This is a genomic window from Salipiger bermudensis, assembly GCF_020171625.1.
Lineage (GTDB): Bacteria > Pseudomonadota > Alphaproteobacteria > Rhodobacterales > Rhodobacteraceae > Salipiger > Salipiger bermudensis_B.
Genome location: NZ_JAIUZY010000013.1, coordinates 12,423 through 24,958, shown reverse-complemented (window position 1 = coordinate 24,958; position 12,536 = coordinate 12,423). Strand labels below are relative to the sequence as shown.

Genomic DNA, 12,536 nt, shown 5'->3' with positions numbered 1-12,536 from the left:
TATGACGACCGAAGTGCGCGTCCCCACGCTCGGGGAATCCGTGACCGAGGCAACGGTGGCCACCTGGTTCAAGAAGCCTGGCGACAGCGTTGACGTGGACGAGATGCTCTGCGAGCTGGAAACCGACAAGGTGACCGTCGAGGTTCCCTCGCCGGTGGCCGGTAAGCTCGCCGACATCGTCGCCAACGAAGGCGACACCGTCGGCGTCGATGCACTGCTGGCAAACATCGCCCCGGCGGGCGAGGCCGGCTCGACCACCGTCGAGGAACGCCCCTCCGCCAAGTCCTCCGACGAGGCACCCGCCGCTTCCGGCGACGATGCCCCGGTCGACGTGATGGTCCCGACGCTGGGCGAGTCCGTCTCCGAAGCCACCGTCTCGACCTGGTTCAAGAAGGTCGGTGACAGCGTCGAGCAGGACGAGATGCTCTGCGAGCTCGAGACCGACAAGGTCTCGGTCGAAGTGCCCGCCCCGGCCTCCGGCACCCTGACCGAGATCCTGGCCGAGGAAGGCGCCACCGTCGAAGCCGGCGGCAAGCTCGCGGTCATGTCCGGCGGCTCCGGTGCCTCCGGCGGCTCCAATGGCGCCGTCGCAGCCCCTGCCCCGAACTCCGCCTCCGCCGCCGAGCCCACCACCTCGGGCCGCGGTGATGTCGAGGATGCGCCGTCGGCCAAGAAGGCGATGGCCGAAGCCGGCCTCGATGCGAAGGACGTCAAGGGCTCCGGCAAGGACAGCCGCGTCATGAAGGAAGACGTCTCCGCCGCGATCGCCGCCGCCAAGTCGGCTCCGGCAGCCTCCTCCGCCCCGGCGCAGCCGCAGCGCGCGCCGAGCCCGGCCGAGGACGCCGCCCGCGAAGAGCGCGTCAAGATGACCCGCCTGCGCCAGACCATCGCGCGCCGCCTGAAGGACGCTCAGAACACCGCCGCCATGCTCACCACCTACAACGAGGTGGACATGACCGAGACGATGGCGCTGCGGAAGCAGTACAAGGACCTGTTCGAGAAGAAGCACGGCGTGCGGCTCGGCTTCATGTCGTTCTTCACCAAGGCCTGCGTGCACGCGCTGAAAGAGGTTCCCGAGGTCAACGCCGAGATCGACGGCAACGAGGTGGTCTACAAGAACTTCGTGCACATGGGCATCGCCGCGGGCACCCCGCAGGGTCTCGTGGTGCCGGTTCTGCGCGACGTCCACGAGAAGTCCTTCGCCGAGATCGAGGGCGAGATCGCCGAGAAGGGCAAGCGCGCCCGCGACGGCAAGCTCTCGATGGCCGAGATGCAGGGCGGCACCTTCACCATCTCCAACGGTGGTGTCTACGGCTCGCTGATGTCCTCGCCGATCCTCAACCCGCCGCAGTCGGGCATCCTCGGGATGCACAAGATCCAGGACCGCCCGATGGTCGTCAACGGCGAGATCAAGATCCGCCCGATGATGTACCTCGCGCTGAGCTACGATCACCGCATCGTCGACGGCAAGGGCGCCGTGACCTTCCTCGTCCGCGTCAAGGAAGCGCTCGAGGATCCCCGTCGCCTGCTGATGGATCTCTGATCCCGATCCCCGGGCGGGCCCGTCCCGCCCGGGATCCCCTTTCGGAGAGGGTTCATGCCGCGCAGCCCCGCGACCAGATCGACCACATGTCCGACGGCCTCCGCCCCAGCCGCGTTCGACCCCCGATGCCTCGCCGGCATCTGCCGCCGCGCTAGCTTTACGATTCCGTCCACGAAACCCCTGAAAACGGAGACCTGAGCATGGCCACGCAGCTTCTTCTTCAATTCCCGAGTTTCGACCCGTCCGAGTTCGACAGCGACGCCGAGAACCGCGCCAATGCCGGCCTCACGCTGCTGCAGCGCTGGACCGAGGAAAGCGGCAGCGGCCAGTGGCTGCTGTTCTCCGTAAATGACATTCCCAAGGCCAAGAACTGGCTCGAGACGAGCTCCGCGCTCGGCCACGGCCCCGCCGCCTCGCATTTCCTGAGGACCGCATGACCATGAGCCCCGAACTCGCCGCCCTCGCCGTCACCGCCTTCATCCAGCTCGCCGCCGTTATCTGGTCGCAACGCGCGCTCGAGGCCGATATCGGCCACGACGGCAACCTCGGCACCCGCGAGGGGCTCGACCAGCGCCTCTCCGAGCACGCCAAGCGCCTGCGCCGGGCGCTGGCCAACCACACCGAGAATATCGGCCTGTTCATCACCGCCGTGGTGCTGGTGGAGTTCACCGCCAGCAACGGCTGGATCACCGGGATCGCCGCGTGGGTCTTCGTGGCCGCGCGCGCACTTTACCTGCCGGCCTACGCCTTTGGCTGGGTGCCGTGGCGCTCGGTCATCTTCATGGCGGGCCTGGTATCGTGCTTCGTCATGATCATCGCGAGCGTCTTCTGACCATGACCCCCGAGCTCACCGCCCTCATCCTCGCCGCGCTGCTGCAGATCTGCCAGTTCGTCCTGTTCTCGGTGCTGGCGCAGCGCCAGGTCGGCCGGAAATACGCCGCCTCGCCCCGCGACACGCCGCGCCAGCTCACCGGCTATGCCGGCCGGGCCCATCGCGCCATGAACAACCATTTCGAAGGGCTGATCCTGTTCACCATCGCGGTGGTCGCAGTGACCTATGCCGACAAGACCTCGGCGGTCACCGTGCTCTGCGCGCTGCTCTATCTCGGCGCCCGCCTGCTCTACATCCCCGCCTATCTCTTCGGCTGGGCGCCCTGGCGCTCGCTGATCTGGGTGGTGGGGCTTCTGGCAACCGCCATCATGCTCGTGGCGGCCCTGTTCTGATGCGGCCTCTTCTGGCCCGAAATATCCCGGGGTGAATGCGGCGCAGCCGCAGAGGGGCAGCGCCCCTTGCCCGCCTAGACGACAAGGAAAGGACTACCACATGGCACAATACGACGTCATCGTCATCGGCGCGGGTCCGGGCGGCTACGTTGCCGCCATCCGCTGCGCCCAGCTCGGCCTCAAGACCGCCTGCGTCGAGGGCCGCGAGACCCTCGGCGGCACCTGCCTGAACGTGGGCTGCATCCCCTCCAAGGCGCTGCTGCACGCCAGCCACCAGCTGCACGAGGCGGAAGAGAACTTCGCCAAGATGGGCCTCAAGGGCGACGCGCCCACGGTCGACTGGACGCAGATGCTCGCCTACAAGGACGACGTCATCGGCCAGAACACCGGCGGCATCGAGTTCCTGTTCAAGAAGAACAAGATCGACTGGCTCAAGGGCTGGGGCTCGATCCCCGAGGCCGGCAAGGTCAAGGTCGGTGACGAGGTCCACGAGGCCAAGAACATCATCGTCGCGTCGGGCTCCGTGCCTGCCTCGGTGCCCGGCGCCGAGGTAGAGATCGACGAGAAGGTCGTGGTCACCTCGACCGGCGCGCTCGAGCTGCCCGAGATCCCCAAGAAGATGGTGGTGATCGGTGCCGGCGTCATCGGCCTCGAGATGGGTTCGGTCTACAAGCGCCTCGGCTCCGAGGTCACCGTGATCGAATACCTCGACACCATCACCCCCACGATGGACACCGAGGTGCAGCGCAGCTTCAAGAAGCTGCTGACCAAGCAGGGCCTCGAGTTCACCCTCGGCGCGGCGGTCTCCAAGGTCGAGACCAAGGACGGCAAGGCCACGGTGACCTACAAGCTGCGCAAGGATGACAGCGAGCACAGCGTCGAGGCCGACGTGGTGCTCGTCGCCACCGGTCGCAAGCCCTTCACCGAGGGTCTGGGCCTCGACGCGCTCGGCATCGAGACCTCCAAGGGCGGTCAGATCAAGACCGACGGCCAGTGGGCCACCAGCATCAAGGGCATCTACGCCATCGGCGACGCGATCGACGGCCCGATGCTCGCCCACAAGGCCGAGGACGAGGGCATGGCCTGTGCCGAGGTCATCGCCGGCAAGCATGGTCACGTGAACTACAACGTGATCCCCAGCGTGATCTACACCCACCCCGAGGTCGCCTCTGTCGGCGCCACCGAGCAGGAGCTCAAGGAGGCCGGCAAGGCCTACAAGGTCGGCAAGTTCTCGTTCATGGGCAATGGCCGCGCCAAGGCCGTGTTCGCCGGCGACGGCTTCGTCAAGCTGCTGGCAGACAAGGAAACCGACCGCATCCTCGGCTGCCACATCATCGGCCCGGCGGCCGGCGACCTGATCCACGAGGTCTGCGTGACGATGGAATACGGCGGCTCCGCAGAGGACCTCGCGCTGACCTGCCACGCCCACCCGACCTTCTCGGAAGCGGTGCGCGAGGCGGCGCTGGCCTGCGGCGACGGTGCCATCCACGCCTGACGCGGCCCGCAGGTCGAAACCGAAAAGGCCCCCGCGATGCGGGGGCCTTTTTCATGGCTTCGAGGCTAACCGGCGGTCTCAGCCGGTGCGCCCGGGAATGAAGACCCCGCCGGCGCTCACTGCTGCGGAGGGCTGAGGGGTCTGTCCGCCGCCGCCCTGAGGGTCGATCCCGACCACCAGCGCCGCGTCGTAGCGCTCCTTCTGCTCGCGGATCGCGGCGAAGGCGCCCTCGCCCGCCTGCTGGGCCACGCTGTCATTGCCGTTCGTCGTATCGCGCTCGTCGTCACGATCGTTGTAGGGCGGGACCGCGAGGTAGAGATACTGGCTCAGCGCGTCGGGAAAGAAGATCTGGCTGGTGAGCACCGTCTCCTCGTCGAGATGCACCTTGTAATTGATGTGCGTGGTGCGCCCACGATGCCAGCCGGGATAGATCGTGTCGAAGTTCACCTGCCCGTCCTCGCCCGAGATCTGGGTGCCGCGCAGGAAGGTTTCCTCGGCGGTGTCCCCGGCACCGTCGCTGCCCTGCTCCGGATCGCCCGAATAGCTGCCGCGCGCGTCGCAATGCCAGATGTCGACCCGCGCCTCGGGCACCGGACGGCAATCCGCCGTCACCACCTGAAGCCGCAGCCGCAGCGGCACGCCCTCGCGTGCGTCGGTGATATCTGTGCGCAGCAGCCTCTCGTCGAGGGAAGACGCCGCCTCGGGCCCCTCGGGCTGTACCATGCAGACATTTGGCGTCAGTAGCCCAGCCGCGCTCGCCTGCGCCCGCGCCGCGCTCGGGAAGACCCCGACACCGGTCGCCACCACCGGAGAGGCGGCGAACCCGGCAAGCATGGCACGGCGGTTTGGGCGGGGCGTATCGGCGGACATGGGATCTCCTGAATAATGAAACTCAGTAGACCAACGTGCCCGCCCCCCTGTCCCGTTCCGCGGTTCGGGAAATAATATGCCCGCTCACCAGAGCGTACTGCGCGCCCGCTCCGGATAGTCCCGCTCCCACGCGCCGGCGTTGATCTCGCCAGAGGTCATCTCGTCGAGGATCTCGCCGAGGCTCGGCGTGGCGGCGCTGTCGTCGCGCCCCCAGAGGCCCGAGCGCAGCAGCGCCTTGGGGCATTGCGCGTAGATCTCGGATATCTCGATCACCGCCACCGTGGCCGGCAGCATCGTCTTGTGGCGGAAGCGCTCGCGTAGCGCGGTGTCATCGGTGAGCCAGGCGGTGCCGTTCACCCGCACGACCACGTTGTCGCCGGGCACCATGAACATCAGCGAGATGCGTCCGTCCGAGACGATGTTGCGCAGGCTGTCGAGACGGTTGTTGCCGCGCCAGTCCGGCAGCGCCAGCGTGCCGGGGTCAAGCTCGGCCACCACCGGGCCATCGTCGCCGCGAGGCGTGCCGTCGGTGCCGTCGGGTCCGACGGTCGAGATCACGCAGAAGCGCGCCGCCTCGATCCAGCGCCGATAGGCCGGGGTCAGCCGCTGCGCCACCTTGCGCAGCGCCGCGTCGGAGGGAGTGCCGTAGAGGGCCTCGAGCTCTGCGATATCCTCAATCCTGCGCATGGGGCTCCGCCTCTTGGTGCAGCGCCTCGCTCGCGATCTCGATCTCCTGCTCGAGCCGACCGAGGAAAGCCTGCTTGGACAGGCCCGGCTCGATCACCGGCAGGAACTCGACCACGGCAAGACCGGGTTTGCGGTAGATGCCCTTGCGCGGCCAGAACAGGCCCACATTGGTCGCCGCCGGAACGCAGGGCTGGCCGGTCTGCTGGTAGAGCAGCGCTGCGCCGACCTTGTAGGGCGCCTTCACGCCCGGCGCCACGCGGGTGCCCTGCGGGTAGATGATCAGCTGGCCGGGCTCGATGGCGCCGCGCTTCACGTCCTTGAGCATCCGCGAGATGGCGGCGCCCCGCTTGCCGCGATTGACCGGCACGCAGCCGATGCGCATGGCGTATTGTCCCAGCACCGGGGCCCAGAGCAGCTCGCGCTTCATGATGAACTTGCCCGCCGGGACGGCGCCGAAGATCAGGATGATGTCGAGGAAGCTCTGGTGCTTCGAGGCGATGATGACCTCGCCCTGCGGCGGCTTGCCGCGCACTTCGGTCCTCAGCCCGACCATCCAGCGCGCGCTCCAGCGCACCCAGCGGCACCAGGTGAGACAGGCGGCACGGGCGCCCTTGCGCGACAGCATCGCCCAGGGAAAGTACACGAGGCCGATCACCGCCATTCCGCCATAGATCGCCACCAGAAACACCAGCGAGCGCAGCCATTGCAGCGCGTATGCCATCAACTCAATCCTCCAAGAACGCGGCGCGCGGCCACTGCCGTCGCGGCGAAGCCCACCGCCGCCGCGAGCAGCGGCACCAGCACCGGAATGCCCCAGTGCCAGCCGCGGAAGCTCAGCCCGGTCAGGAAGCCGGCGGTCTCGTCGCCGCTCGGCAACAGCGCGACTGCGGCGATGCCGAGCACCGTGCCGACCGCAGCACCGCCCAGCGTGCGCAGGGTAAAGCGGCGCACGAAGGCGCGGGCGATATAGGCATCTGTGGCTCCCACGAGGCGCAGCACTGCGATGACCTGCGCATTGGCAGACAGCGCCGCGTTGGCGGCTAGCGTCACCATGGCGCCCATCGCCGCGGCGATGAGAAGCCCCGAGACCCAGCCCAACACTGTCAGCCGCGCCGCCGCCGCCACCAGCGGCTTGCGCCAGCGAGCGTGATCGTCAAGCACCGCGCCGGGCACCTCGGCCTGCAGGCGCAGCCGCAACCCGGCCGCGTCGTAGCCCTTGGAGGTTTCGGTCACCTCGATGAGCTGCGGCACCGGCAGCTCCGACACCGGCAGGTCGGGGCCGAACCACGGCTCGAGCAGCGCCTGCTGCTCGGCCTCGCTCAACGCCCTTGCAGACGCCACGCCCGGGGTCTGCTGCAACAGACGCAGCGCCGCTTCGGTCTGCGCCGCCACCTGCCCCACCGGGGCCGAGATCCGCACCGTCGAGGCGCGCGCCAGCTCGTCGCCCCACGACGTGGCAAGCCGCCCCGCCGCCAGCGACAGGGCCAGCGCGAAAACCGCGAGAAAGGCCATCACGGCGGCGGCGAAGACCGTCAGCCGCGCGGTGAAGCCGGTGGGCGGCACGACCCGGTCGGCGGCCTTGTCGCCGCGCGCCAGCGCGACGAGCGTCTGAAGCGACATCTTCACAGATCCACCCCCGCCGATTGCAGCCTGCGATTGACGATGCGCAGCACCCGCGCGGGCACCTGGCTCTTGGCGGCGCGGATGAGCTGCAGGTCATGGGTGGCGATCAGCACGGTCACCCCCATCCGGTTGAGCTCGATCAGCAGCCGCAGCAGCCGCTGCGACATCTCCCAGTCGACATTGCCGGTGGGCTCGTCCGCAAGCACCACCTCGGGCGAAGATATCACCGCCCGCGCCAGCGCCGCGCGCTGCCGTTCGCCCCCAGACAGTTCGGGCGGTCGGGCGTTCGCCCGCGAGGTCAGCCCGACCCAACCCAGCAGCTCGCGCAGGTTCTGATCCTGCCCCGAGATAGCTTCTCCGGCCACGGTCAGCGGCAGGGCAACGTTCTCGGCGAGCGACAGATGGTCGAGGAACTGGCAATCCTGGTGCACCACGCCGATGCGGCGGCGGCTCAGGGCGACGGCATCGCGGTCCATGTTGCGCACGTCGGTGCCGAAGAGCCGCGCATGACCGGCGGTCGGGCGCAGCGCGCCGTAGCAGAGCTTGAGAAGCGTCGTCTTGCCGGTGCCGGAGGGGCCGGTCAGGAAATGGAAGGAGCCGGGGGCAAGCTGCAGGGACAACTCCGAGAGGAGCTCTCCGCCGCCGTAGCTGTAGGCCACATTATCGAGCTCGATCACGCGTGTTCCACCATTCCGAAATCAGGCCCTGTTGTGCATGAGCCGCGGCGCATATGCAATCCGCCCGGGTTTCGGAAAAGAGGCTTTCCCGACCTGAGGCGGTAACTTATTGTGAAACCTTGAAGACCAGCAGACCCTTGGCAGGATATGGGGACCAGATGCGGCTGATATGCCCGAATTGCGGCGCGCAATACGAAGTACCGACGAATGCCATTCCCGACGGCGGGCGTGACGTTCAGTGCTCGGATTGCGGCCACACCTGGTTCCAGTCCCACCCCGATGACGCCCCCCTGTCGGCGCCGGAGCCATCGCTTCCCCCGACTGACGACGACTGGCAGCCCGCCCCCGAGGACGCGCCGGAGACCACGGCGCAAAGCAAGGCCGAGTTCGCCGACGCGTTCGAAGAGACGCTGGACGACGCGGGCGAGGACGAGGCCCCGGACGCAGACGCGCTCCCGGAGCCCGAGCCGGCCTTCGCCCCGCCGCCGCGGACCCGACCGCGCCGCGAGCTCGATCCCTCGGTCGCCGAGGTTCTGCGCGAGGAAGCCGAACGCGAAGCCCGCCGTCGCGCCTATGAGGCGGGCAGCCTCGAAACCCAGCCCGAGCTGGGGCTGACCGACCCGTCTGAGGACGACGCGCGCAGCTTCCAAGAGCCGGATGATGCACTGGGCACGGCGCCGGACGAGGCAGAGCCAGTCAGCGTCGCCGACATGCCCCCCGCCGCGCCCGAGCCAACGCCCGCGCCTGTGCCGCCCGTCACCCCGGCGCCCGAGTCCGCCGCGGCCAGTTCGCGCCGCGAATTGCTGCCGGATATCGAAGAAATCAACCAGACCCTGCGCGCCTCTTCCGAGCGCCGCAGCATGGAGACGCCCCAGGGCCGCGCCGCCTACGAGGAAGAGGACGAGGCCCAGACCCGCGGCTTCAGTCGCGGCTTCCGGCTGGTGATCGTGCTCGCCGTCGTCGCGGTGGCGCTCTACCTGCTCGCCCCGACCATCGCCGAGCTGGTTCCCGGCGCGACCCCGCTTCTCGCTGACTATGTCGAGCTGATCGACACCGCGCGGCTCTGGCTCGACGATCAGGTCGGCGCGCTGATGCGGCAGATCGGCGGCCAGTAGGCGCCACCGGCGCGTTCGGGGCCGCTGTCTGACCGGCCGCGCCAAGCGCCCCCCTCCGCGCCGTAGCGCGTCTTACCGCAGACCTGCGAACAGGCCCGGGCGGGCCTTCGGCCCTCCTGCCGTCAGCCCCGGCCCTTCCACGGCACCAGCGCCTTCTCGGCCAACCGCATCAAGATGTCGATGCCGAAGCCTATGACGCCGATCATGATGATACCCATGATCACGATGTCGGTAAGCTGGAACTTCGACGCCACCATGATCATCATGCCCGCGCCCTTTTCGGCGGCGACCAGCTCGGCGGCGACCACGGTGCCCCAGCAGACGCCCATCGCCACCCGCGCGCCGGTGAAGATCTCGGGCAGCGAGTTCGGCACGATCACGTGGCGCATGATCTGCGCCTTGGACGCGCCCAGCGAATAGGCCGCGTGCACCTTGGAGATCTTCACCCCCGACACGCCCGAGCGCGCCGCGATTGCCATGATCCAGAGCGCCGCGAGGAACAGCAGAATGATCTTGCCGGTCTCGCCGATGCCGGCCCAGATGATCACCAGCGGGATCAGCGCCAGCGGCGGCACCGGGCGCATGAACTCGACGATCGGGTCGAACCAGCCGCGGAACCAGTCGCTGAGGCCCATCGCGTAGCCCAGCGGGATGCCGATCAGCGCCCCGAAGGAGAACCCCGCGATGACCCGGAACAGCGACCAGCCGAGATGCTCCCACAGCGTGCTGTCGCGATAACCATCCTGCGCAATCTCCTTGAGCCGCGCCAGCACCGCCTCGGGGGGCGGCAGCCAGATCGGCTCCATCTGCCAGCCCTTGCGCGGCTCGACATTCAGCGTGCCCTTGGGCGACATGCCGACCCGGCCGAACGCGGTCAGGACCTCGCCGCCCGGCGCGATGGGCTCGCCGTTGACCGCCACGACCCTGTGGCCCGCGTCGCGGCCATGATCGTCGTTGCGGTCGACCCGGATCAGCCCCGAGCGCCACGCACCGACGCTGTCGGCATCGTTCTTGGCCCAGCCGGGGCCGGGATCGACCTCGGGCGTCTCGACCTCGGCGCCGACCGGGAAGACCCGCACCGTCACCGTGGCCTCGTCGGGCGCCACGCCGTCGGCCTCGGCGGTGTAGGTGAAGGTGGCGTCGCCCACGAACGGCCCCGGCGCGTGCAGAAAGCCCGGCACCCAGGCCGAGCCGGTGAAGGCGCCCCAGAGCAGGAAGATCGTCAGCACCGAGATCACGCTGGCGATGCGGTTCGGGCGCACTGCGCTCTCGTCGCCGAAGGTGACGGTCTTGCGGGCGGTGAAATCGCGCGTGGTCTTGTGCACCAGCAGCTTCACGAGGAAGAACGAGGCCACGAAGATCGCGACATAGATCAGCAGGACGATCATTGCGCTCCCTCCGTGCGGCCCATGATTTCCTCTTCCATGTCCCAGATCATCCCGAGGATCTCTTCGCGGGTCTTGCCGAACTGCGGGTGTGTCTTGACCGTGCGCAGGTCTTCTCCGACTCCGAGATCGGCGAAGGGCAGACGGTATTCCTTGTGGATGCGGCCCGGGCGCGGCGCCATCACCAGCAGCCGCTCGCCCAGAAGCAGTGCCTCTTCGACCGAATGGGTGATGAGGATGATGGTCTTGCCGGTCTCCTTCCAGAGCTTCAGCACGAGGGACTGCATCTTCTCGCGGGTCAGCGCGTCGAGCGCGCCCAGCGGCTCGTCCATCAGGATCACATCGGGATCGTTGGCGAGACAGCGGGCCAGCGCCACGCGCTGCTGCATCCCGCCCGAAAGCTCGTAGACCGCCTTTTCCTTAAACTCCCTCAGGCCCACTACGTCGAGCAGGTGATCGACGGTACCAGCCCAGTCCCGTTCGCGCTTGCCGGCCATGCGCGGGCCGAAGGAGACGTTCTCGCGCACGTTCATCCACTCGAAGAGCGCGCCCTGCTGGAACACCATGCCGCGCTCGGCGGCAGGGCCGGTAACGGTGTGACCGTTGAGCCGGATCTGCCCCTCCGTGGGCGCGAGAAAGCCCGCCACGATGTTGAGAAGCGTGGTCTTGCCGCAGCCCGAGGGGCCGAGCACCGAGAGCAGCTCGCCCTCGGCCAGATTCAGCGACACGTCCTTCAGCGCCTGCACCGAGCTGCCGTTGGGCAGGTCGAAGCGCATCGACAGGTTTTCAATCTCTAATCCGCTCATGGCCCCCGCCTGCCGGTGCGTTGCCGGCGTAGGGGCCTTGCCTCGCCCCCTGCTTCATTCGTCAAAGAGTGTCGGGCGCGGCGCAGGATCGCCCCGCGCCCGCGCGTCCTTAAAGGCCCGAGGCCGTCTCGAGCGGGCCGGTGTTCACCGCGTCGGCATAGCTGTCGAGCGCCGCGTCGATCGAGCCTGCCTCGACAAACACGTCGGCCACGCCCTTCATGAACTCCTGCGCGCCGCCTGCGAGCCACTTCCCGGTGAGCTGCTCCTCGACGCTGGGGAAGACGAAGGTGGCCAGCGTCTCGGCGGTGGCCTCCTCGTCCATGCCCGCATCCCTTGCGATCACCGGCAGCATCTTGTCGTGGTTGGCCTCATCGGCCCACATGGCATTGGCCTCGGCGGTCACCGCGAGGAACTCGGCCACGATGTCGGAATTCTCGGCCACCCAGCCCGCCGGGCCGGAGGTCACGTCGAACACCAGAATGCCCAGTTCTTCCTTCTCGGCCCCGGTCAGCAGCACGTTGCCGTGCTCCTTCATGCGGCGCAGCGAGCCGCCCCAGCCGCAGGCCATGTCGACCGAGCCCTGCGCGAGGGCGGCGGCACCATCGGGCGGCGCCATGTCGACGATCTCCATGGTCGAGATGTCGACGCCGAAGTGAGACATTTGCTTGAGAAAGCCGTAATGCGCCGCCGTCCCCAGCGGCACGGCGACCTTCTTGCCCTCGAGCTCGCCGGCGGAGTCCTTGTCGATCTCGAGCGCCTCGGCCACGACGCAGTTGTCGTTGTCGGCGTAGCTCACCGCGACGTCGAGGATCTGAAGATCCTGCCCCGCCGAGGCGGCGACGACGAAGGGCGGCACGCCCTGGCTCACCGAGAGGTGCACGTCGCCAGAGGCCATGGCGGCGCTCATCGCGGTGCCAGTGTCGAAGCTCACCCAGTTGATCTCGAGGCCCATCGCCTCTTCGTACAAGCCTTCCGCTTTCGCGTATTCGAACGGCATCGGCCATTCGAGAAAATAGCCTACGGTCAGATCCTGCGCGCTGGCGGCGCCGGTCATCAGCGCGGCGGTGGCAGCCCCCGTCATCAGGCCCTTGATCGTCGTCATCATGTCTCT

The 12,536-nt window shown here is 68.2% G+C and carries 14 protein-coding genes; 6 read left to right on the top strand and 8 right to left on the bottom strand.

The annotated features are described in order from the left end of the window. The first annotated feature begins 1 nt into the window (after position 1). The 5 genes from odhB (at position 2) to lpdA (ending at position 4,262) form a co-directional block, all read left to right on the top strand. Positions 2-1,543 carry a 2-oxoglutarate dehydrogenase complex dihydrolipoyllysine-residue succinyltransferase gene (odhB, locus tag LCM15_RS18615; protein ID WP_224859081.1) on the top strand — a complete coding sequence of 514 codons (1,542 nt, stop codon included), beginning with the start codon at positions 2-4 and terminating at the stop codon, positions 1,541-1,543. Between the two features lie 200 nt (positions 1,544-1,743). Next, a complete protein-coding gene (locus LCM15_RS18610; protein ID WP_224859079.1) occupies positions 1,744-1,980 on the top strand; it encodes a hypothetical protein in 237 nt (78 codons plus the stop codon). Between the two features lie 2 nt (positions 1,981-1,982). After that, on the top strand, positions 1,983-2,375 hold the full coding sequence (locus LCM15_RS18605) for an MAPEG family protein (protein ID WP_224859077.1): 393 nt from the start codon (positions 1,983-1,985) through the stop codon (positions 2,373-2,375). Between the two features lie 2 nt (positions 2,376-2,377). Beyond that, positions 2,378-2,767 (top strand): MAPEG family protein, encoded by a 390-nt coding sequence (locus LCM15_RS18600; protein WP_224859276.1) that lies wholly within the window; start codon positions 2,378-2,380, stop codon positions 2,765-2,767. A gap of 100 nt (positions 2,768-2,867) precedes the next feature. Next, positions 2,868-4,262 carry a dihydrolipoyl dehydrogenase gene (lpdA, locus tag LCM15_RS18595; RefSeq protein ID WP_224859075.1) on the top strand — a complete coding sequence of 465 codons (1,395 nt, stop codon included), beginning with the start codon at positions 2,868-2,870 and terminating at the stop codon, positions 4,260-4,262. A 78-nt stretch (positions 4,263-4,340) separates the two neighbouring features. Here the strand turns inward: lpdA and LCM15_RS18590 are convergent, their stop codons facing one another. From LCM15_RS18590 to LCM15_RS18570, 5 genes are all read right to left on the bottom strand, one after another. Next, positions 4,341-5,132 carry an intradiol ring-cleavage dioxygenase gene (locus tag LCM15_RS18590; protein ID WP_224859073.1) on the bottom strand — a complete coding sequence of 264 codons (792 nt, stop codon included), beginning with the start codon at positions 5,130-5,132 and terminating at the stop codon, positions 4,341-4,343. Positions 5,133-5,216: 84 nt separating this feature from the next. Then, a complete protein-coding gene (locus LCM15_RS18585) occupies positions 5,217-5,819 on the bottom strand; it encodes a pyridoxamine 5'-phosphate oxidase family protein (protein ID WP_224859070.1) in 603 nt (200 codons plus the stop codon). After that, the gene (locus tag LCM15_RS18580) at positions 5,806-6,540 is read right to left on the bottom strand and encodes a lysophospholipid acyltransferase family protein (protein WP_224859068.1); all 735 of its coding nucleotides are present in this window, start codon (positions 6,538-6,540) and stop codon (positions 5,806-5,808) included. Before LCM15_RS18580 ends, LCM15_RS18585 begins: the two co-directional genes overlap by 14 nt. Next, positions 6,540-7,439 (bottom strand): cell division protein FtsX, encoded by a 900-nt coding sequence (locus LCM15_RS18575; protein ID WP_224859066.1) that lies wholly within the window; start codon positions 7,437-7,439, stop codon positions 6,540-6,542. Before LCM15_RS18575 ends, LCM15_RS18580 begins: the two co-directional genes overlap by 1 nt. Positions 7,440-7,441: 2 nt before the next feature. Continuing rightward, entirely contained in the window at positions 7,442-8,119 is a 678-nt protein-coding gene (locus tag LCM15_RS18570) for a cell division ATP-binding protein FtsE (protein ID WP_224859064.1), read from the bottom strand. Positions 8,120-8,277: 158 nt separating this feature from the next. Between LCM15_RS18570 and LCM15_RS18565 the strand changes: the two genes are divergently transcribed. Then, positions 8,278-9,234 carry a zinc-ribbon domain-containing protein gene (locus LCM15_RS18565; protein ID WP_224859063.1) on the top strand — a complete coding sequence of 319 codons (957 nt, stop codon included), beginning with the start codon at positions 8,278-8,280 and terminating at the stop codon, positions 9,232-9,234. A gap of 122 nt (positions 9,235-9,356) precedes the next feature. Here the strand turns inward: LCM15_RS18565 and LCM15_RS18560 are convergent, their stop codons facing one another. The 3 genes from LCM15_RS18560 to LCM15_RS18550 form a co-directional block, all read right to left on the bottom strand. Further along, entirely contained in the window at positions 9,357-10,622 is a 1,266-nt protein-coding gene (locus LCM15_RS18560; RefSeq protein WP_224859062.1) for an ABC transporter permease, read from the bottom strand. Next, complete coding sequence (locus LCM15_RS18555) at positions 10,619-11,425, bottom strand: taurine ABC transporter ATP-binding protein (RefSeq protein WP_224859060.1); 807 nt, start codon at positions 11,423-11,425, stop codon at positions 10,619-10,621. The genes LCM15_RS18560 and LCM15_RS18555 overlap by 4 nt, the downstream gene beginning before the upstream one ends. Before the next feature lie 109 nt (positions 11,426-11,534). Then, positions 11,535-12,527: an ABC transporter substrate-binding protein gene (locus LCM15_RS18550; RefSeq protein WP_224859058.1), complete on the bottom strand. Its 993-nt coding sequence runs from the start codon at positions 12,525-12,527 to the stop codon at positions 11,535-11,537. Positions 12,528-12,536 lie beyond the last annotated feature (9 nt).

What these genes read in the sequence shown, in the direction of transcription:
- odhB (WP_224859081.1), top strand. Translation starts at nt 2, where the DNA reads ATGACGACCGAAGTGCGCGTCCCCACGCTCGGGGAATCCGTGACCGAG.
- LCM15_RS18610 (WP_224859079.1), top strand. Translation starts at nt 1,744, where the DNA reads ATGGCCACGCAGCTTCTTCTTCAATTCCCGAGTTTCGACCCGTCCGAG.
- LCM15_RS18605 (WP_224859077.1), top strand. Translation starts at nt 1,983, where the DNA reads ATGAGCCCCGAACTCGCCGCCCTCGCCGTCACCGCCTTCATCCAGCTC.
- LCM15_RS18600 (WP_224859276.1), top strand. Translation starts at nt 2,378, where the DNA reads ATGACCCCCGAGCTCACCGCCCTCATCCTCGCCGCGCTGCTGCAGATC.
- lpdA (WP_224859075.1), top strand. Translation starts at nt 2,868, where the DNA reads ATGGCACAATACGACGTCATCGTCATCGGCGCGGGTCCGGGCGGCTAC.
- LCM15_RS18590 (WP_224859073.1), bottom strand. Translation starts at nt 5,132, where the DNA reads ATGTCCGCCGATACGCCCCGCCCAAACCGCCGTGCCATGCTTGCCGGG.
- LCM15_RS18585 (WP_224859070.1), bottom strand. Translation starts at nt 5,819, where the DNA reads ATGCGCAGGATTGAGGATATCGCAGAGCTCGAGGCCCTCTACGGCACT.
- LCM15_RS18580 (WP_224859068.1), bottom strand. Translation starts at nt 6,540, where the DNA reads ATGGCATACGCGCTGCAATGGCTGCGCTCGCTGGTGTTTCTGGTGGCG.
- LCM15_RS18575 (WP_224859066.1), bottom strand. Translation starts at nt 7,439, where the DNA reads ATGTCGCTTCAGACGCTCGTCGCGCTGGCGCGCGGCGACAAGGCCGCC.
- LCM15_RS18565 (WP_224859063.1), top strand. Translation starts at nt 8,278, where the DNA reads ATGCGGCTGATATGCCCGAATTGCGGCGCGCAATACGAAGTACCGACG.
- LCM15_RS18560 (WP_224859062.1), bottom strand. Translation starts at nt 10,622, where the DNA reads ATGATCGTCCTGCTGATCTATGTCGCGATCTTCGTGGCCTCGTTCTTC.
- LCM15_RS18555 (WP_224859060.1), bottom strand. Translation starts at nt 11,425, where the DNA reads ATGAGCGGATTAGAGATTGAAAACCTGTCGATGCGCTTCGACCTGCCC.
- LCM15_RS18550 (WP_224859058.1), bottom strand. Translation starts at nt 12,527, where the DNA reads ATGACGACGATCAAGGGCCTGATGACGGGGGCTGCCACCGCCGCGCTG.